This window comes from Vibrio sp. JZG10 (assembly GCF_054064075.1).
Genome location: NZ_JBSUGE010000011.1, coordinates 111,260 through 132,971 on the forward strand (window position 1 = coordinate 111,260; position 21,712 = coordinate 132,971).

The 21,712-nt window shown below is 47.5% G+C and carries 21 protein-coding genes; 14 read left to right on the forward strand and 7 right to left on the reverse strand.

The window, feature by feature from the left end; translation table 11 throughout:
• Positions 1 to 5: 5 nt before the first annotated feature.
• Genes gspH through ACWYVB_RS13315 form a run of 7 tightly spaced genes read left to right on the forward strand, consistent with a single transcriptional unit; the run spans position 6 to position 5,084 of the window.
• On the forward strand, positions 6 to 608 hold the full coding sequence (gene gspH / locus ACWYVB_RS13285) for a type II secretion system minor pseudopilin GspH (RefSeq protein WP_457529141.1): 603 nt from the start codon (positions 6 to 8) through the stop codon (positions 606 to 608).
• A complete protein-coding gene (gene gspI / locus ACWYVB_RS13290; protein WP_031780439.1) occupies positions 589 to 984 on the forward strand; it encodes a type II secretion system minor pseudopilin GspI in 396 nt (131 codons plus the stop codon). Before gspH ends, gspI begins: the two co-directional genes overlap by 20 nt.
• Positions 971 to 1,648, forward strand: coding sequence for a type II secretion system minor pseudopilin GspJ (gene gspJ, locus ACWYVB_RS13295; RefSeq protein WP_432602006.1), 678 nt, complete (start codon positions 971 to 973; stop codon positions 1,646 to 1,648). The genes gspI and gspJ overlap by 14 nt, the downstream gene beginning before the upstream one ends.
• Positions 1,641 to 2,651 carry a type II secretion system minor pseudopilin GspK gene (gspK, locus tag ACWYVB_RS13300; protein WP_457529144.1) on the forward strand — a complete coding sequence of 337 codons (1,011 nt, stop codon included), beginning with the start codon at positions 1,641 to 1,643 and terminating at the stop codon, positions 2,649 to 2,651. Before gspJ ends, gspK begins: the two co-directional genes overlap by 8 nt.
• Positions 2,620 to 3,822, forward strand: a complete 1,203-nt coding sequence (gene gspL, locus ACWYVB_RS13305; protein ID WP_457529146.1) for a type II secretion system protein GspL — start codon at positions 2,620 to 2,622, stop codon at positions 3,820 to 3,822. The genes gspK and gspL overlap by 32 nt, the downstream gene beginning before the upstream one ends.
• Positions 3,823 to 3,829: 7 nt before the next feature.
• The gene (locus ACWYVB_RS13310; RefSeq protein ID WP_005394974.1) at positions 3,830 to 4,321 is read left to right on the forward strand and encodes a type II secretion system protein M; all 492 of its coding nucleotides are present in this window, start codon (positions 3,830 to 3,832) and stop codon (positions 4,319 to 4,321) included.
• Position 4,322: 1 nt separating this feature from the next.
• Entirely contained in the window at positions 4,323 to 5,084 is a 762-nt protein-coding gene (locus ACWYVB_RS13315; protein WP_104971139.1) for a type II secretion system protein N, read from the forward strand.
• A 302-nt stretch (positions 5,085 to 5,386) separates the two neighbouring features.
• On the opposite strand, the gene cysQ is transcribed toward ACWYVB_RS13315, so the two are convergent.
• From cysQ to ACWYVB_RS13335, 4 genes are all read right to left on the reverse strand, one after another.
• Complete coding sequence (gene cysQ / locus ACWYVB_RS13320; protein WP_005394972.1) at positions 5,387 to 6,214, reverse strand: 3'(2'),5'-bisphosphate nucleotidase CysQ; 828 nt, start codon at positions 6,212 to 6,214, stop codon at positions 5,387 to 5,389.
• A gap of 44 nt (positions 6,215 to 6,258) precedes the next feature.
• Entirely contained in the window at positions 6,259 to 6,828 is a 570-nt protein-coding gene (gene nudE, locus ACWYVB_RS13325) for an ADP compounds hydrolase NudE (protein ID WP_005394971.1), read from the reverse strand.
• Between the two features lie 176 nt (positions 6,829 to 7,004).
• Positions 7,005 to 7,589, reverse strand: a complete 585-nt coding sequence (gene nfuA / locus ACWYVB_RS13330) for a Fe-S biogenesis protein NfuA (RefSeq protein WP_005394968.1) — start codon at positions 7,587 to 7,589, stop codon at positions 7,005 to 7,007.
• Positions 7,590 to 7,686: 97 nt separating this feature from the next.
• Positions 7,687 to 8,412, reverse strand: a complete 726-nt coding sequence (locus tag ACWYVB_RS13335) for a ComF family protein (protein ID WP_457529148.1) — start codon at positions 8,410 to 8,412, stop codon at positions 7,687 to 7,689.
• A gap of 84 nt (positions 8,413 to 8,496) precedes the next feature.
• On the opposite strand from ACWYVB_RS13335, the gene bioH reads away from it, so the two are divergent.
• Positions 8,497 to 9,264: a pimeloyl-ACP methyl ester esterase BioH gene (bioH, locus tag ACWYVB_RS13340; RefSeq protein WP_237312143.1), complete on the forward strand. Its 768-nt coding sequence runs from the start codon at positions 8,497 to 8,499 to the stop codon at positions 9,262 to 9,264.
• A gap of 124 nt (positions 9,265 to 9,388) precedes the next feature.
• A complete protein-coding gene (locus tag ACWYVB_RS13345) occupies positions 9,389 to 9,853 on the forward strand; it encodes a hypothetical protein (RefSeq protein ID WP_005379316.1) in 465 nt (154 codons plus the stop codon).
• A gap of 88 nt (positions 9,854 to 9,941) precedes the next feature.
• Here ACWYVB_RS13345 and ACWYVB_RS13350 read toward each other — a convergent pair whose 3' ends face one another.
• Complete coding sequence (locus tag ACWYVB_RS13350; RefSeq protein WP_457529149.1) at positions 9,942 to 12,263, reverse strand: Tex family protein; 2,322 nt, start codon at positions 12,261 to 12,263, stop codon at positions 9,942 to 9,944.
• Between the two features lie 229 nt (positions 12,264 to 12,492).
• On the opposite strand from ACWYVB_RS13350, the gene ACWYVB_RS13355 reads away from it, so the two are divergent.
• From ACWYVB_RS13355 to envZ, 5 genes are all read left to right on the forward strand, one after another.
• Entirely contained in the window at positions 12,493 to 14,373 is a 1,881-nt protein-coding gene (locus tag ACWYVB_RS13355) for an ATP-dependent zinc protease family protein (protein ID WP_457529151.1), read from the forward strand.
• 117 nt (positions 14,374 to 14,490) lie between these two features.
• The gene (greB, locus tag ACWYVB_RS13360; protein WP_005394962.1) at positions 14,491 to 14,982 is read left to right on the forward strand and encodes a transcription elongation factor GreB; all 492 of its coding nucleotides are present in this window, start codon (positions 14,491 to 14,493) and stop codon (positions 14,980 to 14,982) included.
• Between the two features lie 105 nt (positions 14,983 to 15,087).
• Positions 15,088 to 15,483 (forward strand): DUF1090 domain-containing protein, encoded by a 396-nt coding sequence (locus tag ACWYVB_RS13365; RefSeq protein ID WP_395191881.1) that lies wholly within the window; start codon positions 15,088 to 15,090, stop codon positions 15,481 to 15,483.
• Between the two features lie 129 nt (positions 15,484 to 15,612).
• Positions 15,613 to 16,332, forward strand: a complete 720-nt coding sequence (gene ompR / locus ACWYVB_RS13370; protein ID WP_005394960.1) for an osmolarity response regulator transcription factor OmpR — start codon at positions 15,613 to 15,615, stop codon at positions 16,330 to 16,332.
• A 102-nt stretch (positions 16,333 to 16,434) separates the two neighbouring features.
• Positions 16,435 to 17,727: a two-component system sensor histidine kinase EnvZ gene (gene envZ / locus ACWYVB_RS13375; RefSeq protein ID WP_395191882.1), complete on the forward strand. Its 1,293-nt coding sequence runs from the start codon at positions 16,435 to 16,437 to the stop codon at positions 17,725 to 17,727.
• Positions 17,728 to 17,800: 73 nt separating this feature from the next.
• Here the strand turns inward: envZ and ACWYVB_RS13380 are convergent, their stop codons facing one another.
• Positions 17,801 to 19,189 carry a uracil-xanthine permease family protein gene (locus ACWYVB_RS13380; protein ID WP_258683467.1) on the reverse strand — a complete coding sequence of 463 codons (1,389 nt, stop codon included), beginning with the start codon at positions 19,187 to 19,189 and terminating at the stop codon, positions 17,801 to 17,803.
• A gap of 233 nt (positions 19,190 to 19,422) precedes the next feature.
• A complete protein-coding gene (recG, locus tag ACWYVB_RS13385) occupies positions 19,423 to 21,504 on the reverse strand; it encodes an ATP-dependent DNA helicase RecG (protein WP_258619738.1) in 2,082 nt (693 codons plus the stop codon).
• Positions 21,505 to 21,712 lie beyond the last annotated feature (208 nt).

A 21,712-nucleotide genomic window follows, 5' to 3' on the forward strand; every position in this document is an offset into this window, starting at 1 on the left:
AGCAAATGCGAAAACACAACGGTTTTACATTGATAGAAATTCTATTGGTGCTGGTTTTGCTATCCCTCACGGCAGTGGCCGTGATCACGACATTACCGACCAGCCAAAAAAATCTTTCCAAACAGTATGCTCAAAGCTTTTTTCAGCGTTTACAGCTGCTTAACGAAGAAGCCGTACTAAGCGGTAAAGACTTTGGCGTTCGTGTGGATGACGCTAAATCAACGTACGCTCTACTGAGTTTGACCGCGGAAGGTTGGCAGCCTCTGGAGTTAAAGCAGATTCCGAGCAAAACCAAGTTGGAAGATGACATTACGCTACTGCTCGAGCTAGGTGGCGGTGCTTGGGATAATGATGATCGCCTATTCAAACCGGGCTCTCTTTTTGATGAAGACATGTTTGCTGAAGAAGACGACGACGAAAAGAAAGTTAAGCCACCGCAAGTGTTTATCTTCTCCAGTGCAGAAGTTACGCCATTTACTCTGTCTTTTTTTCCGCAAAATGGTGACGCCTTTAATGACGGCTGGCGAGTCATCGGCAAAGAAAGTGGACAAATCTTGTTACTAGCGCCGGGCGAAGAAGTGAAAGAGGATGAGAATGCGCAATTCTAAGCAAGCTCGCCCACATTGGAGTCATCGCCGGACGAGAGGCATGACACTACTGGAAGTATTGGTCGCACTGGCTATTTTCGCCACCGCTGCCATCAGCGTCATTCGCTCGGTGAGCCAGCATATTAATACGATCAGTTATTTAGAAGAAAAAATGTTTGCAGCCATGGTTGTGGATAATCAGATGGCCAACGTGATGTTGAGTACCAGTGAACTTAAAGTAAAGAACGGCACAGAAGAGCTGGCTGGGCGCACTTGGTACTGGAAAATCACGCCTGTTGCCACCACGCAGCCATTGCTGAAAGCATTTGATGTGAGTGTCGCGCTCGAGAAAAACGCGAGCCCAGTCGTGACGGTACGAAGTTATGTGGCGCAATAAGAATCCACGCGCAAGTAAGCGCCAACTGGCAAAAGGTTTTACACTTATTGAAGTGCTGGTCTCGATTGCCATTTTTGCCAGTTTAAGTGTCGCCGCGTATCAAGTGGTATCGCAAGTGCAGCGCAGCAATGCACTATCACAAGAGCGAACTCAGCGCTTAAATGAAATTCAGCGCGCCATGGTGATGATGGATAATGACTTTCGTCAAATGGCGATGCGCCAAACGCGGACAAATGGTGAAGAGCCCGCGAGCCAACTGATTTTTTGGTCAGATTACTTGCTCGACTCCGATACTAAAGGGCTAATGTTTGCTCGCTTAGGATGGCACAACCCTCAACAGCAGTTTCCCCGAGGGGAGGTCACTAAGGTTGGCTATCGTTTAAAAGAAGAAACATTTCAACGAGTATGGTGGCGCTACCCTGACACGCCAGTGGGTCAACAAGGCATCGTTACCCCATTACTAACGCAGGTCGAATCGTTTGATATGCGTTTTTACGATGGTAAACAATGGAAAAAAGAGTGGGATGATGAAAAGTCGCTACCGAAAGCGGTTTCTGTGATCCTTACTCTCAAAGATTATGGAGAGATTGCCCGCACCTATCTGACTCCTGATGGCACATTGAGTCAGAAAGAAGGAAGTTCAGGAGGCAGCAATAATGGTTAATCGTCAGCGCGGTGTCGCTTTGATTATTGTGCTGATGTTACTGGCGATTATGGCGACAGTTGCCGCCAGTATGTCGGAGCGTTTGTTTTTGCAGTTTCAGCGGGGCGCCAATCAAGTTAACTACCAGCAAGCGTATTGGTATAGCCTTGGGGTAGAGGCGTTGGCAAAAGTCGGTATCGAGCAAAGCTACAAAGATACCGATACGATCAATATGAGTCAGCCGTGGGCAATAAAAGAACAAGTCTATCCGCTAGATTATGGTCAAGCGGCGGGACGAATTAGAGACAAACAAGCGTGCTTTAACCTCAATGTATTGAGCCGTGTGCAACCGACGGGACAGCAAATCGCAAGACCTTATTTAGTCAATGTGCTGCAGCGTTTATTGGAAGAATCGGATGTTGAATCGTACCAGGCAGAAATCATTGCAGACTCTACCTGGGAATACATTGATTCTGATGACACCGTTCGCTCCACAACCGGGGTCGAAGACAGCACATATGAAGCGATGAAACCCGCGTATTTAGCGTCAAATGGCTGGATGGCAGATGCCACCGAGTTGCGAGCGGTTTATCAGGTGAGTGGTGAGATTTTCCAAAAATTGGAACCGCTAATCTGCGCATTACCGAGTGATGATTGGCGTTTAAACGTAAATACGATTGAAGTCGAGCAAGCTCCGATTTTGGTGGCAATGTTCTCACCAAACTTAAGCAGTAGTGATGCGATTCAGCTAATTGAAAAACGCCCATTTGATGGGTGGGATAGCATTGATGAATTTTTAGCAGAGTCAGAAATGGCTGGCTTAAGTGAAGATGTAAAGAAAAACGCCAAAGGCTATTTGGGTGTGGATAGCGCCTTTTTTGAATTGGATGCACAAGTGTTGGTGGATGAATCACGTGTACGTATCCGAAGCCTTTTGCAAAGTACAAATAGAGAGACGGTGACCGTAGTTCGCCGTCGTTTTGGAGGGATCAGTGAGCGAGTTTCTGACCGTTCGGCTGAGTAGCGAACAACAAAGTACCATTCCTTGGGTGGTGTGGTCGACAGATCAACAGGAAGTGATTGCCAGCGGTGAAATCGCCGGATGGGAACACTTAGATGAGTTGATCTCTTATGCAGGTCAGCGCCAAGTTGTGGCGCTATTGGCGAGTAATGATGTGGTCTTGACGCAAGTGGATATACCGCCTGGCGCAACACGTCAGTTCGACGCGATGTTACCGTACCTCGTGGAAGATGAAGTCGCGCAGGACGTTGATGGCCTTCACTTTACCGTGTTAGGTAAACAAGCGGATAAAGCGCAAGTGTGCGCTGTTGAACGCGCTTGGATTCAGACCGTATTGCAGCGTTTTTCAAGCCAAGGCATCACCATCAAACGCATCTTGCCAGATGTGCTTGCGTTACCTGTTCAGGGAGAGCATAGCAGTGCCGCGATGCTTGATGATCAATGGTTGATTCGTCACTCAGCGACAGAGGGTGCGGTTGTCGATGCTTCTTGGTTAGACCTTTACCTCTCTTCTTATCTACAAAATCATGAAGGTTGGAAGCTCGATTGCTATAGCTCAGTCCCTGAATCTGCGTTACCTGAAGTATGGGAGCCGCAGCCAGAAGAAATGACCATGGGGTTACTGGCGAAGGGGGTTACAGAAAGCAAAGTCAATTTGCTGACCGGGATCTTCAAGCCTAAATCTTCTTGGGGGAAATACTGGAAGCTCTGGCAAAAAGCCACCATTGCTGCGGGCGTGCTTATCGTTGTTATGGTTGCGCAGCAGTTGCTCGTCGTCCACAAGTACGAAGCACAAGCACAAGCGTATCGTGAGGAGAGTGAGCGTATTTTCCGCCAGGTGTTCCCGAATAAACGACGAATTCCTACCGTTAGTTATCTCAAACGACAAATGGATGATGAAGAGCGCCGCTTATCTGGTGGTGGCGGTCAGCAGGCGATGTTGTCTTGGTTGGCGGCACTGCCCGCGACACTGGGTCAGGTCAGCGATTTGGAAATCACCAGCTTTAAATATGATGGTCAACGTGGCGAAGTGCGAATTCAAGCTCGCAGTTCAGACTTCCAACCTTTTGAGCAGGCTCGCGTGAAATTGGCAGAGAAGTTTAATGTTGAGCAAGGACAGCTGAACCGTAGCGATAACGTTGTGGTTGGCAGCTTTGTTTTGAAGCGTTTGTGAGGTGATGATGAAAAACTTAATTTCTCAAGCTCAGGTTTGGTGGAGCAGCATCTCACAGCGTGAGCAGCGTTTGGTCATGGGATGTGGCGCTATCGCCGTTATCGGCATTATTTATTGGGGGTTGCTACAGCCAATGAGCCAACGTGCGGATCTAGCTCAATCACGTATTCAAAGTGAAAAACAGTTGCTGGCTTGGGTACAAGATAAAGCGGATGGCATTACTGCACTGCGCAAAAGCAGCGGTGTGAGCTACTCTAGCCAACCGTTGAATCAACTGGTTTCTTCTTCAGCCCGTCGTTATAAAGTTGAGTTGATTCGAGTACAACCTCGCAATGAGAGTGTTCAGGTGTGGATCAAACCACTCGCGTTTAATCAGCTGGTGGATTGGTTACGTTACTTGAAAGAGCAACAGGGTATTGAAGTCGAATTTTTAGATATCGACCGAACGGATCAAGCGGGCATGATTGATGTGAACCGCCTTCAGTTTAAGCGAGGTTAAGGTGAAGCGAGCAGTACTTTACGTTGTTATCTTTATCGTCTTTTTTTCAGTCAGTCTTTTAATGGGGTTACCCGTTTCTTGGGTGTTACAGCAAGCACCAACCGTGAGAGGACTAGACATTCAGGGGGCCAATGGCTCTGTATGGCAAGGTCAAGCTTCTAGTGTTCGTTGGCAGCGCCAGAACCTTGGAGAAGTTAATTGGGATTTCCAGTGGTCGAGTCTACTAACTGGTAAAGCTGAGTTTGCCGTACGCTTTGGTCGTGGTAGTGAAATGGACGTTCGTGGTCGCGGTTTTGTTGGCTATAGCTTGAGTGATGGCCCTTATGCCAAAAACTTAGTTGCCTCGATCCCGGCAGTAAAAGTTGTTGAGCAAGCACGTCTCCCTGTTCCCGTCGGCGTTGATGGGCAACTTGAGTTAAATATTCGTCATGCGACTTATGCCGCGCCTTGGTGTAAGAATGGTGAAGGCACTTTAGTATGGAATGCCAGTGGTATTCAAAGTCCTGTTGGTAGTCTAGAACTCGGTCCTGTGATTGCCGATCTAAACTGTCAGGACAGTGTGTTGACGGCTGCAGGTGAGCAAAGCAGTAAACAAGTCTCAGCGGCGTTCTCGGCAGAGCTGATGCCTAATCAGCGATACTCAACCAAAGCCTGGTTTAAGCCAGGAGCTGAGTTCCCATCCAGCATGAGTGAGCAACTGAAATGGTTGGGCAAGCCGAACCCTCAAGGTCAATACGAGTTTAATTACCAAGGTCGCTTCTAACCTATCATGACAAAAACCAAAATTCTCAAAGAGCTGCGATTGTGCAGCTCTTTTTGCTTTTGGAACATAGTAGGCGAAACCCTCTATTCGCTGTACAAAGATCGTGGTGACAATAGGATGTAATTATAAGGTTTTGATTTTAAAAGGGATGTTTTTCTTGTGTTCAGCGCTTTAAGCGATTGGAACATAGTAGGCCAAATGCTCCTAACGCTGTACAAACAGGTCAAAAAGAAAAGGCCACGAACATATTCGTGGCCTTTCTATTGCTAGAATTTTGTGTTCTAAATTTTACCGATAGGGGCTTAATCTTTGCGTTGTAAAATCTCATTCCAAGGTAAATCCGCATCACCAAGCACAATAAAGTTTGGGTTTTCTAGTGTTTCCCGCTCGTTATATGACAGCGGCTCCAATTGCGTGCTGAGAATACGTCCGCCCGCTTCTTCAACAATGCATTGTGTCGCAGCGGTGTCCCACTCGCCAGTTGGGCCTAGTCGGAGGTAGCAATCTACAGCGCCTTCTGCAACAAGACACGCTTTTAATGCCGCAGAGCCGAGCGGAATTAAATCGTAATTCCAAGCGCTGCTCATGCGGCTAGTGATGCGATTGATGTCTTGACGGCGGCTAATAGCAATCGCGATGCTTTGCCCTGGCTGCTCGTGTTTGTGCGTATGGATTTTTACGCTGTCCGACATGTCGGGAATTTTCCAGGCACCTTTGCCACTATAAGCGTAATAAGTCACGCCAGAGACAGGGCCATAAACGACCCCCATGGTTGGTTTATTGTTGTCGACCAGTGCAATAATAGTCGCAAAGTCGCCGCTGCGAGCGATGAATTCTTGAGTACCATCGAGAGGGTCGACTAACCAATACCGTTCCCACTGAGCCCGTTGCTCGAGGCTGATGTCTGCGTCTTCTTCTGACAATACGGGAATGTCGGGTGTGAGTTCACTCAAGCGTTCAGTGATGAGCTTGTGAGCCGCGATATCTGCGCTCGTTACCGGAGTCTCGTCACTTTTTGTGTAGGCCTCGTACTGTTTTTTTTCATATATTTCGAGGATCATTTGCCCGGCACTACGGGCAATTTCGATGACTTGAGGAAGCAGGTGAGATAGATCTTTTGTCATTGGCATAAGTGATAGTCCTTACTCACAGTATTATTCGGTTCTCATGACCGTTATTGGTTATGTTTGTGAGTGGTGTTTGGTAAGTGTTTCAGTGCCAACATTAGCGCGGTGATGCTTCGTGCTTCACAGAAATCCATGTGAGTTAATAACTCTTCGGCTTGCGCAAGTGGCCAACGCACAATTTCCAGTGGCTCAGGCTCATCGCCTTCTTGCTTCTCTGGATAAAGCGCCTGTCCTAAAAATAGAGTCATTTTGCTCGAAAAGTAAGACGGCGCGAGGATAACTTGTTTCAACGGAGTCAGCTGATTGCAGCCAAAGCCGATTTCTTCTTTTAACTCTCGATCCGCAGCTTGGTGTGGGGTTTCACCTGGGTCAATCAACCCCTTCGGGAAGCCCAACTCGTAGCGTTCAGTCCCAGCGGCGTATTCACGTACCAGTAATAAATCGCCTTGCTCAGTCACAGGAACCACCATCACCGCATCGCGCCCACTTGGCTTCATGCGTTCATAAGTACGGTGTTCACCATTGGAAAAACGAAGGTCGAGCGCTTCCACGGCAAACAGTTTGGATTTTGCGACCGTTTGGCATGAGAGTATCTCTGGTGGGGTCCGTTTCGACATGGCGCTGGCTCCTTGGTGTCGTTGGCGTTTACGAGATGCGTAAGATTCTTAATATATGAGAACTCCGCCTGAGTTTCTAGCGGATTTTACGGGCAGAACTAAGCATCTCAAGGTTACCTCAGTATCGATACAAAAATGGGAGACCGAAGCCTCCCATTTTCTGACCGTATTTACTCTTAGTAGTAAGAGTGATCACCACGGTCATGTTCTGTTGCATCACGAACAGCGGTGAGTTCACCAACGAATTGGTTTAGCAGTTCTTTCTCGATGCCTTCTTTTAGTGTTACGTCAACCATAGAACAGCCATTACAGCCGCCACCAAATGCAACAATAGCAATGCCGTCTTCAGTGATCTCAACCAAGTTTACGTGACCACCGTGGCCAGCAAGCTGTGGGTTGACTTGAGTTTGGATAACGTATTCAACGCGCTCAACCAGTGGCGCGTCGTCCGCAACTTTACGCATTTTAGCGTTCGGAGCTTTTAGCGTTAGCTGAGAGCCCATTTTATCGGTAACAAAATCGATTTCAGCGTCTTCAAGGAATGGCAGACTTAGCTCATCCACGTAAGCTGAAAAACCGCTGTAAGGGATTTCAGTGTCGGTCGCTTCTACTGCTTCTGGTGGGCAGTAAGACACGCCACACTCAGCGTTTTGTGTACCTGGGTTCACAACGAAAATACGAATGTTAGTCCCTTCAGGCTGTTGACCTAAAAGGTTAGCGAAATGCGTTTGCGCAGTTTCTGTAATAGTAATATTTGACACGACGAATACCCGAGTAAATTTGTAGGTTACTGCTGCTATTCTACTCTTGTTGACGTATGGGTCTAGTCTTTTTGATGCTAAGGCATGGCGAAGCGATCTAGAGAGAACGAGGAGCAGGTGTTCTGCAGATGCAGTAAATATCGATGCTTTCTACGCCAACTTCAAGTAGTAAATGACATAATTGTCGGACGGTACTGCCTGTGGTGACCACATCATCGACGATGGCAACGTGGGAAGATGGCGGTCGCTTATTGAGAACAAACGCGTCTTTTAGATTTTGTTCACGGCTCGCTTTGGTATTGCCGCGCTGTGATTGGGCGACTCTGACCCGGCGAAAGACCTTCGCATCAAAATTGGTCTGCAATTGCTTGGCGAGGTGTCGGGCTAAAACATCACTTTGATTAAAGCCCCGGCGCAGGTAACGCTGCCAGTGCAATGGCACACTGGTAATGATTGGAGCTGGCGTGGTGATGCGCTGTGCCAGTTGCTCGGTTAATGCTTTTACATGCCAAGACTCTCCGTGATCTTTAAAGCGTTGTACTTCCCGTGAAAGGGGAAAGTCGTAATCGCCTAACGTGTATAGCCTTTGCCATGGCGGTGGTTCTGAAAGGCATTCACCACAAATACTATCCGTACTCATCTCCTCTTTCTGTAACGTTAAACCGCAACGTTGGCATCGCTTGATTGGAGTTAGGTGCTGTAAACAGTGCTCACACCAACGCAGAGCATGCGTGTGGTTTGGTGTTTGAATAGGGAACCGACACAGACCGCATTGACTGCTCAACACGCGATGCATGATGTTTTGCCAGTGATGAGATAACATAGCGCTTATTCATGGTGATATTTTACTCAGCCTAACGCTTGGCTGATGGCGTAGGGAATAAAATTAGTGGGAGAGATTGAGAACATGAGCACGAAATTACATTGGCAGTCGTTTGGTGAAGGACCTGATCTGGTGTTGCTACATGGTTGGGGTATGAATGGCGCGGTTTGGCAGCAAACCGTCGAATCACTTCAAACTGATTTCCGTGTTCATGTTGTTGACCTTCCGGGTTATGGACACAGTGCCGAGCATCATGGTGAAGATTTAGACCATATTGCTAACTTGGTGGTGCAAAGTGCGCCAAAGAAAGCGATTTGGCTTGGCTGGTCCCTCGGAGGCTTAGTGGCGACGCATGTCGCATTAAACATGCCCGAGCGTGTGACTAAGTTGATCACCGTCGCCAGTTCACCAAAATTTGCCGCAGAGAAGCCTTGGCGCGGTATTCAACCGAATGTACTGAGCGCGTTCACCTCTCAGTTGTTAGAAGATTTTTCACTGACCATTGAGCGCTTTATGGCGTTGCAAGCGATGGGCAGTCCATCTGCACGCAAAGATGTGAAACAACTCAAGCAAGCGGTACTGTCGCGCCCTCAGCCAAACCCTGAGTCGCTGTTGGTTGGGCTAAACATCCTTGCTGATGTGGACCTGCGCGATGCATTGACGTCTCTTTCTGTACCAATGCTGCGTCTTTATGGTCGTTTGGATGGATTGGTGCCGATTAAAGTGGCGAATGATTTAAGTGAACAGTTACCTCATACTCAGCAGTTTGTTTTCAATCAGTCCTCTCATGCGCCCTTTATGACTGAACATGACGAGTTTTGTGCCCAAATTCGAGAGTTTGCTCACGATTAATCAAATACGAGCGGAAAAAGCTCAAGCTGTTTAAAAAGTGGTCGATATAAAGGTTGGTGAGGTTTTATTAGCCAATAAAGCTAAGCCATATTGACGAGTTGGGCGACTCTGAGGAGGGTTCGCAATGATTGTGTCACCGACCAACGTAAGTGTGCCACTGATCGCCCCATCCGTGAATGTGCAGACGGAACAAGCAGCTCGCGACAATAAAGTCCGAGAGCCTGTGACGCCAACGGTCGCATTGGCCAAAACCAATGCAGAGCGAAAAGTAAAAGGCGATGACAAGCGCCGACGTCAGTCTTCTTGGGATCCTTCAGAGCATCCTGATTATGACATGGAAACAGAAGTCGACACGCGTTATCAAGAAGAGCCGGAAGATACACTAGAACGGCTTTTTAGTTTGCTTGCGCTCAAGTCGTACAGTGAAGACCAAGGTAAGGGCTACGCAATTCGTTTTCGCTTACCAAAGCGCATTTTGGATGCTGCGATCAATGAAGGATTAATGGAAAAGCGCAGGAAGGTGATCAAGTTTCATTATGGTCATGCAGTCGCTCCCCATACCCCGTCAGAAGTGATAGCAGTATTATGACGACTCAATATCCTACTCAAACAAAAACGCTCCAAGCAGATTGAACTGATTGGAGCGTTTTCTTTTTAGCAGTGAAACCTAGGTAAGATTACTTTTTCGCTTTAGCAAACGCTGCCGCAAAAGCACCGCCCATTGCACTGTTCGATGAAGACTCATCGCGGCGAGGCTGACGACGTTGTGCTTGGTCATTACGACGCGGTGCGGCTGAAGAGCGTTGGCTTCGGTTATCTTGACCCGGTTCGTCTTTCATACGCATCGATAGACCAATACGCTTACGCTGTACGTCCACTTCCATCACTTTTACTTTGACGATGTCACCTGCTTTCACGACTTCACGTGGATCAGAAACATAGCGGTCAGTCAGCGCAGAAATGTGGACCAGACCATCTTGGTGAACACCGATATCGACGAAGGCACCAAAGTTGGCTACGTTCGAGACCACGCCTTCTAGGATCATGCCCGGTTCTAGATCAGAAACTGAGTTTACGCCTTCTGCAAACGTAGCGGTCTTGAATTCAGGACGTGGGTCACGACCCGGTTTATCCAGCTCTTTGATGATATCGGTAACCGTTGGGACACCAAAGTGTTCATCGGTATAGTCCACAGCGTGTAAGCCTTTGAGGAATGCTGAGTCACCAATCAGTGCCTTGATGTCTTTGCTGTTTTTCTCAGCAATTGCTTTGACTACTGGGTATGCTTCCGGGTGGACTGCTGAAGCATCAAGTGGGTTCTTGCCGTCCATAATACGTAGGAAGCCCGCACACTGTTCGAACGCTTTAGGACCCAAGCGAGGTACTTTCTTCAACGTCGTACGTGCTTCGAAGCGGCCATTTTTGTCGCGGAAGTCGACAATGTTCTGCGCGATGGTGCTTGATAAGCCTGCTACGCGCGTTAATAGTGCGGCAGAAGCCGTGTTCACATCAACGCCAACCGCGTTTACACAGTCTTCCACAATCGCATCTAGGCGTTTTGCCAACATAGATTGGCTTACATCGTGCTGGTATTGACCCACACCGATCGATTTCGGATCGATTTTCACGAGCTCAGCCAATGGATCTTGCAAACGACGCGCAATCGACACTGCACCACGCAGTGATACGTCCATATTCGGGAACTCTTTCGCTGCGAGTTCAGAGGCCGAGTACACCGATGCGCCTGCTTCGCTGACGATGATTTTCTGAACTTTTAGGTTGCCGCGTTTGATTACGTCTGCGACAAAGCCATCGGTTTCACGAGAAGCCGTGCCATTACCAATCGCAATTAAATCCACGTTGTACTTACGCACTAACTGGTCAACGATTTGCGCTGATTTGTCGTATTGTTTTTGCGGAGGGTGAGGGTAGATGGTTTCCGTAGCCAGAACTTTACCCGTTGAATCGACAACCGCGATTTTTGAACCGGTACGCAGACCAGGATCGAGACCAAGTGTTGCACGAGGACCTGCTGGCGCCGCCATTAACAAATCTTTTAGGTTAGTCGCAAATACTTCAATCGCTTCAATTTCAGCACGCTCTTTCATTGCGCCCATTAGCTCGGTTTCCATGTGCATCGATACTTTGATGCGCCATGCCCAGCTGATCACTTGTTTGCGCCATGCATCTGCTGGTGCGCTACTTAACGTCACGCCATAATGGTCGGCAATGATGGTTTCACAGTAAGATTGGCGAGCACCTTCTTCCTGCTCTGGATCAGCGTTCATGGCTAAAGTTAGGAAGCCTTCATTGCGGCCGCGCAACATCGCAAGTGCACGGTGAGAAGGGACTTTGCTCAGCGGTTCGTTGTGATTGAAGTAATCTTTGAACTTCTCACCTTCTTGCTCTTTTCCTTCAACGACTCGTGAGACAAGTTCCGCATTACGATTTAAGTGGTTACGGATTTTTTCCAGTAAGTTTGCGTCTTCAGCAATGCGTTCCATGATGATCGCACGGGCACCGTCTAGGGCGGCTTTGGTATCTATGATGCCTTTGTCGGCATCAAGATATTTACTTGCTTCGCTTTCTGGCTCGGTTTGCGGATGATTCCACAGCATGTCAGCTAGCGGTTCTAGGCCGGCTTCAATGGCGATTTGGCCTTTAGTGCGGCGTTTAGGTTTGTAAGGTAAGTAAAGGTCTTCAAGACGAGTCTTGCTATCGGCTTGAATAATTTCTTGCTCAAGCTCAGGCGTCAGTTTGCCTTGCTCTTGGATCGATTTGAGAATGGTTTGACGGCGGTCATCCATTTCACGAAGGTAAGACAGACGGCTGTCCAGAGTACGCAGTTGGGTATCATCAAGGCCACCCGTCACCTCTTTGCGGTAACGTGCAATAAAAGGGACGGTGTTACCGTCATCAATTAGGGTGACAGCGGCGTTGACTTGCTCTGGGCGAACATTCAGTTCTTGAGCAATCATACGACAGATAGCTTGGCTCATCCGTGTTTTCTCTTTCAATTCGGTTTGGGTTGTATAGAACATTGGGGTCGTTCGAAGAATTTGCAATGTTTTAAATTAACGAGACAAAAATTTACCGGGCGCTGGTGGACATCAGTCAGATTTGTGTCAAAACTGTAATTAAATTGAGAACTTATATCCGCAACTATCGACTAACCTATATCCACGGTTATTGATATAACTAAATGTACCTCGGCTTATACGGATAATCATGATGAAAAAAATGTCTTTGGCGTTAGCGCTTACGAGTGCCTTACTTGTCGCCCCGCTTAGTTGGGCACAATCCATATCAGCAACCACACAAGACCCTGTATATCAGCTTGATGACAAGTTGGTGCTTGGACGAGTGGAGAGCGTTTACTACAGTGATATTCCAGAGCTAAAAGCGGTACCATTTATTGGCAAGATTGATACTGGTGCTGACACCACGTCTATGCATGCAGAGAACATCCATGTCAGTAGCTCTCATCCTGACTACCAGAACTTGAAAGACAACGAGTTGTTGTGGGCGATTGTCGATGATTTAGGTGGGACGAAGGCGAAGTGGGATGCCGATACTTTTAAACCATATCAAGTGAAGGTGAGCTTTACGGTTCCTCATCCTTACACAGGAAAAGAAATACAGATTACCGATGATCTGGAGCGAGTGAGCGCCATTCGTAGTCGAACAAGCAAAAAGCCTATTTTACGCCCGACGATAAAAATGCCGATGACGATTGCAGGCCACACCGTTGATACAGAAGTGAACCTGACCAAGCGCACGCAATTCTCTTCTCCTATCTTGATTGGTAAAACCTATCTCGATAACAATGCGTGGGTATTTGCTGGCTACGACTATCTTCAAGAGCAACCAAGCGCAAAAATGATCGGCAAAAAAGAGACGGTTGAAGTTGAGGGCGTGCCATACAAGATCAGCATATCAACCACCAGCCGCTACACCAACGTTCACGCACTGGATATCAAGGTTGATAAAAAGAACAATGCAGTTTCTTTCACGCTAGAAGGTGAAAACGGCAAGCGCCATCCAATGACGTTACCTTTGGTACGCATGCTGAAAACCACTAAGAGCGAGCGTCCGTTGGTCTACTTACCAGTGAAAATCGACGAAAACGAAACTCAACGTTGGTTAGTCTATTTGCGTGACCGCAGTAAGTTCAGTTCACAAATTCGCTTGGGTCAGGATGTCGCGAGCCAACACTTTGTGATTGATACCGACAGAGAAAACCTATTGGGCGGTGTTGAAAAAACGTTCAAGAGCGCACTCAAGTCAAAGCCCCTCGTGATTTCGCCGGAAGAACAAGTCACCATTGATGGTTATACCGTTCCTGCTTACCCCACGTTTACGGTGAAAACGCCATTACTGCGTGTAAATGGCTTTGAAGTAACAGAAAAAGGTAAGGATGAATCCGTCACGTTTTATTTAATGAACGATGAGGGTAAAGAAGAAAAAATTACCAAGCCTGTGGTGAAAAAGCTCAAAGTGGGTAGCACTGTGCGTCCCGTTGTTGATGGCGATTTCCTTTTCGGTAGCAAAGAGACATCAATGGAATTTGCACTCGACGTGCTAGATGAAGACGAGACGCAACCATTTTTCGTCTTTGGTCATGATATCGCCAAAGGCGGTGTGCTGCTGAATACTCGCGCCGACCATTTACTAGATGCAAGGCCACTTTTCAAAGCCGGTCATATCGAAGTGGCTGAAGTGGAAGGGATGTCTTTCCCTGTCAAATTGGACACTGGTGCTGACGTGAGCTCGATTAATGCCAAGGACATCAAGCGCTTTCAAAAAGACGGTAAAGATATGGTGAGTTTTACTTATGAAAACGATCTAGGCATGACCAAGGCGTTTACCCGTGAGGTGGTGGATGTCATGCGTATAACGGCCAAAAAAGGAGAAAAGGCCAACGAACGACCTGTAGTAGAAATGCACGTTAAGCTTGGCGAGTTAGAGAAGAAGATCCGAGTCAATTTGCAAGACCGTGGTCGCTTCCATTACAGCATGATTTTAGGTAAAAACTTCCTAAAACATGGCGCGGTTGTTTCGAGTGATACGAATTACATCGTGACGCAAAAACCAGATTGCGAAAAGTAGCACTCTGGCCGCCTTATTATCTTGATACCCAAAGCCCGAACGAAGCCAGTGCTTTGGGTATATCATCTCCTTAATGCTGCTCAAGAGCGGCATTTTTTAGTTGAGATAGGAGTTAACTTGAAAACTAAGCTGATTACCCGTGAAGGTTATAACAAACTCAAACAAGAGCATGATTACCTTTGGAATGAAAAGCGTCCTGAAATCACCAAAATCGTCACCTGGGCGGCGAGCCTGGGCGATCGCTCAGAAAATGCGGATTACACCTTCAACAAACGTCTGCTTCGTCAGATCGACCGTCGTGTTCGATTTCTTCGCAAGTTTCTGCCTGAAGTCACGATCGTTGACTATTCTCCGCAGCAAGAAGGCAAAGTCTTTTTTGGTGCTTGGGTTGAAATAGAAAATGAGGCAGGAGAGGTGAAGAAGTTCCGCATTGTTGGGCCTGAAGAGATTTATGGAGATGCGAAAGACTACATCTCTATCGATTCACCTATGGCGCGAGCGATGTTGAAAAAACAAGTGGATGAAGAGTTCACGGTGCGAACCCCAGAAGGTGAAAAAGAGTGGTTCATTAACTCGATTGAATACAACAAACCAGCCTTGGAAGACTGAGGCTTTATCACCGATTCAAGTCTCTTGAAGTTCACTAGAAGTGACTTGAGTCTCAACGTCAGCTTATTGGATACAAAGGCATGGTGCCTTTATCGGAGAAGTAAAATGAACAAAGCAGTCATGTGTAGCGCTGCACTAACAATAGGATTCTCACTCTCAGTTTTTGCTCAAGATGAAGTGAAAGGCTGTGACGCCAAAGAGTTAGCGGTAGAACAGCAGCTTGAGTATGCGAAAGCACAAGGTAATGAACATCGAATTAAAGGCTTAGAACAGGCACTTACCGCTATCCAGAATGAATGTTCGGAAGGTGAACTGCGTCAAGAACTGCAAGCGGAAGTGGACGAAAAGGTGCGAGACGTTGAGGAGCGTGAGCAAGAACTAGCGGAAGCGCAGCGTTCAGGGAAAGCAGACAAAATCGAGAAAAAACGTCACAAATTGGCAGAAGCACAACAAGAGTTACTTGAGGCCAAACGTGAACTGGAATGGAATTATGGCCAATAGTAGGTGCTGAAAATACCTGCTAGAGAGAAAATAAAGCGCTTAAGATAAAAAGAGTAACAATTTGCTTGAGCACGTTAGGAAAAACAGTGATACATTTTCGACAATAGATGCTTCTGAAAGGATGTTTCAATGCAAGAAAATCATAAAATTTTAGTGGTTGATGACGATGCTCGTTTACGTGCTCTATTGGAGCGTTACCTTTCTGAGCAAGGTTTTCAGGTCCGAAGTGTCGCCAATGGCGAACAGATGGATCGCCTACTAACGCGCGAAAACTTTCACTTAATGGTGCTGGACCTAATGTTGCCAGGTGAAGACGGTTTGTCGATTTGTCGTCGTCTACGCCACGCGAACAACATGCTGCCAATCTTAATGCTCACCGCGAAAGGTGATGAAGTGGACCGCATTGTGGGTCTGGAAGTGGGGGCGGATGATTATTTGCCAAAACCATTTAACCCACGTGAATTACTCGCTCGCATTAAAGCCGTACTACGCCGTCAAACCGTAGAGTTGCCGGGTGCGCCAAGCACCGAAGAAAAAGTAGTGGAGTTTGGCGAGTTCCGACTCAATCTAGGCACTCGCGAGATGTTCCGCGGTGACGAGGCAATGCCACTGACCTCAGGAGAGTTTGCTGTCCTGAAAGCGCTCGTGACGAATGCGCGAGAGCCGATGTCACGAGACAAATTGATGAACATGGCACGTGGCCGTGAATATTCTGCGATGGAACGTTCTATTGACGTGCAAATCTCACGTTTGCGTCGCATGTTAGAAGACGATCCAAGCAAGCCACGCTACATTCAAACCGTGTGGGGGTTAGGTTACGTTTTCGTCCCAGACGGCAAAGAGGTGTAATCTCCTCACTCAATAGCCAGCACTTGGCTATAGCAACTTCAGCCTTCAAGTCCTTCCCTTCGAAGGCTGAAATTTCGCGATTAGGACCACCAGGAACGTTCCATGCGCATCCGAAGTTCACTGACACAATCTATTCTGCTGTTCATCTCTTTGCTCCTCGCTAGCCAAGTTTTCTCTTACTACGCCGTTTTTAACTACGCGTTGATGCCGAGTTTGCAGCAGTTCAATAAAATTCTCGCCCATGAGCTTAATTTGGTGCTTGATGATGAAGGGCCATTAAAATCTGATGCACCGCTGAGACGTCAATTATTAGAAAGGCTGGGGGTGACGGTTCACAGCCTTGACAGCGATAAAGCGGTTGAATTTCATCACGCGATGTCGATTGATTTGATGTCTGAAGAAATGAGCCAAGAGCTAGGTTCGCCGACCGAAGTGCGCTTATTGCTTGGTGATGAAAGTTACATCTTGTGGATGCACATCGAAAAGTTGCCGAACTCCATCATTCGTATTCCTTTATCTGAGCTGCAAGAAGAAGATTTTGCACCGCTGTTTCGTAACAGCTTGATTATGGCGCTGCTGATCATTGCTGGTGGTTGGTTGTTTATTCGTTTACAAAACCGCCCACTTTTGGCTTTAGAGAGAGCCGCGAAAGACGTCGGTCGAGGTGAAATCCCGCTACCGTTGGCAGAAAAAGGCGCATCGGAGATTCGCTCTGTAACCCGAGCGTTTAATCAAATGTCCAAAGGCATTCAGGAGCTCGAAGAAGATCGCGCCCTATTAATGGCGGGGATTAGCCATGACTTGCGAACACCGCTGACGCGCATTCGCTTAGCGACAGAAATGATGTCTCCCGAGGACAGCTACCTTGCTGAAGGGATCATTAGCGATACGGAAGAGTGTAATGAGATCATTAGTCAGTTTATGGACTACCTCAAACCGGTGAACAAAGAATCGTTTGAAGCGGTTGATATCAGTACGATTGCCAGTGACGTCGCCAGTTCTGAAGGTGGCTATGAGGCTGAAATTGAAACGGATCTTAATCCTAACCTGCCACCAGCTAAAGGAAGCGCCATTGCGATTAAACGGGCGATCAGTAATTTAGTTGTCAATGCACTGCGTTACGGCAATGGCTGGGTCAAAATCAGTACCGGTGTGACAGCAGATAAGCAGCTAGTGTGGATATCGGTAGAAGACAACGGACCGGGTATCGAGCATTCTCAAATCGCAAAATTATTTGAACCCTTTACGCGTGGTGACACAGCTCGCGGCAGTGAAGGCACTGGGCTCGGGTTGGCGATTGTGAAGCGTATAATCAGCCAGCATTCAGGCTCTGTGGTGATGCGTAATCGCAGTGAAGGCGGTTTAATCGCTCAAATCAGCTTTCCTACCAAGTAAGTCGGTGACTGTACCATTTAAAACAAAAAGCCCAACCTAAACAGGTTGGGCTTTGCTTTTCTCTACAATCTTATTAAGACTCTTTCACTTCTTGAGGAAGTTCATCTTCGTCTTCCAGTTTCTCTGGCAGAAGTAGGTTTAAGATGATCGCTGTGATACCACCTGCAGCAACGCCAGTGGAGAAAATACTCTTAATAAATTCTGGCATGAATTGCAGAATCTCTGGTTTTTGCGCGATACCAAGCCCCATTGAGAAGGATAAGGCCATGATCAGAATTGCGCGGCGATCGAGCTCAACACGAGAGATAATACGCACACCAGCGGCAGCAATCGTACCAAACATGACAATCGTTGCGCCGCCAAGTACTGGCTCAGGAATCAGCTGAACAAAGCTAGCGACACCAGGAAACAAGCCAAGAATCACTAACATGCCAGAAATAAAGTAACCCACGTAACGGCTCGCAACCCCTGTTAGCATGATGATGCCGTTATTCTGGCTAAAGGTGGAGTTCGGGAAACTGTTAAACACGGCTGCGATTGCAGAGTTTAAGCCGTCTGCTAACACACCACCCTTAATGCGTTTCATGTACACAGGGCCTTTGACTGGCTCGCCAGACACTTCGGATGTGGCGGTAATATCGCCGATGGCTTCTAGTGCGGTAATAAAGAAAATCAGTACCAGCGGAATGAACAGAGACCAGTCAAACGATAAGCCATATTGCATTGGTACCGGTAGTGCTACGATCTCGGTTGTGCCTAGCTGAGAAGTATCTACCATCCCCATAAAATACGCCATGATATAGCCTACCAGCATCGCAATCACAATCGAAGCCACACGGGTGTATGGGTTTTTAGAGCGGTTTAAAATCACAATTAATCCAAGTACCGTCCCAGCCAGAGCAAGTTTGTCTAAGCTGCCGAAGGTTCCCTCATTTAATGCTGCGTAGCCACCGCCCATTGATACTAAGCCGACCTGAATCAGTGTGAGGCCGATAAGAGTGACGACAATGCCTGAAACGAGCGGAGTGATAATGCGACGGGCATGCTCTAATACGCGAGATAGGAAAATCTCTGCAAATGATGCCACTAAAATCGTACCAAAAATGGCTGCCATCATGGTGCTGATGTCTGCTCCACCTGCTTTCAGCGATAGGCCTGCACCAATAATAGGACCTAAAAAGTTAAAGCTGGTGCCTTGAACAGAGAGTAAACCAGAGCCAATTGGGCCAAAGGTGCGAATTTGAATAAACGAAGACACGCCTGACGCAAATAAAGACATGCTGATGATGGTATTCGTTTGGTCTGCTGGTACACCCAAAGACTGACAGATGATCAGTGACGGAGTGATAACCGCGACGAACATCGCCAATAAGTGCTGAAGTGCGGCAAAAATGGTTTGAGGCAAAGGTGGTCGATCATTGAGTTGATAGACCAGTTCCGAAGATCGGTTTGAAGTTGTCATTGTTTGTCTCGCTAGTCGCAATATATTCCCAGATCTCGCTGAATGGGAGAGCAGGGTGGAGTTGACGTCGTTACCTGTGATTGCTGTTAATCAGAGTCAACTCAGGTTGGTGGAGTGTGATGCAACACACTTAAAAATTTGTGCGCGATTATAGAGAGATTTACCTAAAAAGCAAACGATTGCTTTGGTTTTTAGCGTATTAAAAAACGAGCCATTTGGCTCGCTTTCAATCATTACGCTTTGGAGTAAATATCCCGCTCACCCAACCAGCGATCGATAATCGCTGTTGCATTAGTCGGGTAATTGTCATGAATATGACGCGCAATACGCTGAACTTCGGGAATCAGACGTTGATCTCGAACTAAGTCTGCGATTTTGAAATCAGCAAGACCAGTCTGTTTTGTACCCAATAGTTCGCCTGGGCCACGAATCTCTAAGTCTTTTTGTGCAATGACGAAACCATCGTTACTTTCACGCAGTACTCCGAGACGTTTTTGCGCAGTTTTCGACAGTGGAGAGTGGTAAAGCAGCACACAATGGCTAGCAACGGAACCTCGGCCCACGCGACCTCTTAGCTGGTGTAATTGTGCTAAACCGAGACGTTCGGGGTTTTCGATGATCATCAAGCTAGAGTTTGGCACGTCTACGCCCACTTCTATCACGGTCGTTGCGACCAGCAAATGTAGCTTATTGTCTTTGAAATCTTGCATCACCGCTTGTTTCTCTGCCGGCTTCATTCGGCCGTGTACTAGACCAATTTTTACGTCCGGTAGCTTACGTTGAAGCTCTTCAGCGGTATCAGCCGCGGCTTGTGCTTCTAATACTTCCGACTCATCAATCAGAGTACACACCCAATATGCCTGCTTACCTTCGTTTAAACAGGCATTTCGGACACGCTCGACGATGTCGTCACGTTTTGTGTCAGGAATGGCGACGGTTTGAATCGGCGTTCGACCCGGAGGCAGTTCGTCAATCACGGAAGTTTCCAGGTCAGCGTATGCGGTCATCGCTAACGTGCGAGGAATAGGCGTTGCCGTCATGATCAACTGATGTGGGTAGGCGCCTTGTTTTGCGCCTTTTTCACGTAACTCTAATCGCTGATGGACACCGAAGCGGTGCTGTTCATCAATGATGACCAAAGCAAGGTGATGAAATTCAACGTGCTCTTGGAATAGCGCGTGAGTACCCACTACCATTTGTGCTTCACCACTGGCAATGCGAGCCAGCTCGGCTTCCTTTGCCTTACCTTTGAGTTTGCCCGCTAACCAACCGACTTGAATGTCCATTGTTTCAAACCAGTTGGCGAAGTTGATCGCGTGTTGCTCAGCCAATAGTTCGGTTGGTGCCATGAGTGCCACCTGATAGCCGTGCTCAATGGCACGAACGGCGGCCAGAGCGGCAACCAACGTCTTCCCCGATCCCACATCACCTTGCACTAGGCGCATCATTGGGTGGGGTTTTTCTAAATCGGTTTCAATCTCTTGTACTACTCGGGTTTGAGCGTTCGTAGGAGAGAAAGGCAGTTGGGCTAAAAGCTGCGTTTTTAGTTTATTGCAAGGACCGAGAGGTAACGCTGAATCCTTCTGGCCTTTGCTACGCACCGCCAGCATCGATAAGTTTTGTGCGAGCAACTCTTCCATGATCAAGCGGATTTGAGCAGGATGTTTGCCTTCGTCAAACTCATCTAAATTAATGGTTGGTGGTGGGCGATGAATGGTGTGCAGCGCTTGCGACATCGTGATTTGATGGTTATACAGCCCGGCTGGAAGTAATTCCTGCACTGCGGTTTTATCAAGCAGCGCTAAAGCTTGTTCGGTAAGGTTGCGCAATGTGATTTGGCGTAAACCATCTGTAGTGGGATAAACAGGGGTTAAGCTCTGTTCTACATCGGGCTTTTGATCGCTGACGTAAAACTTGTAGTCAGGATGAACAATTTCCAAGCCCATGCCACCGCGCTTAATTTCACCGTAAGCATGTACTAACTTACCTTGTGTGAAATTGTTCTTCATGGCCGCGGTAAAGTTGAAAAAGCGCAGCGTGATAGTGCCATTACCGTCGCTGATTTTTACCGTTAACATTTTGCGCTTACCGAAGATGGTATCGACTGCCATGACCTTGCCTTGCACGGCCGCCCAAAGGCCAGCATGCAGTTTGGCAATAGGGTAAATACGGGTACGATCTTCGTATCGTAACGGAAGGTGAAACAGCAAATCTTGAACGCTATGTAAGCCAACTTTGGCGAGTTTTTCTGCGACTTTCGCGCCAACCCCAGAAAGGGAGGTTAATGGGACGGCAGATAACATTTGGGCGGACATAGAGGGCTCAAGAAAATGGTTAACATAGCAGTATGTTAACCATGGAGCTGTGTTTTTGTACAGGAAAAAATAGTCATGCTTTAGTTAGTGTCATGATTTGACTTATAACCTGTCATTCCGAGGAGCCTAGCGACATCAGGAATCTATTTCCAACAAGTATGTCGTTGAAGTTAACACTATCAGCATCAGCACTCTCGGGAATTAGATC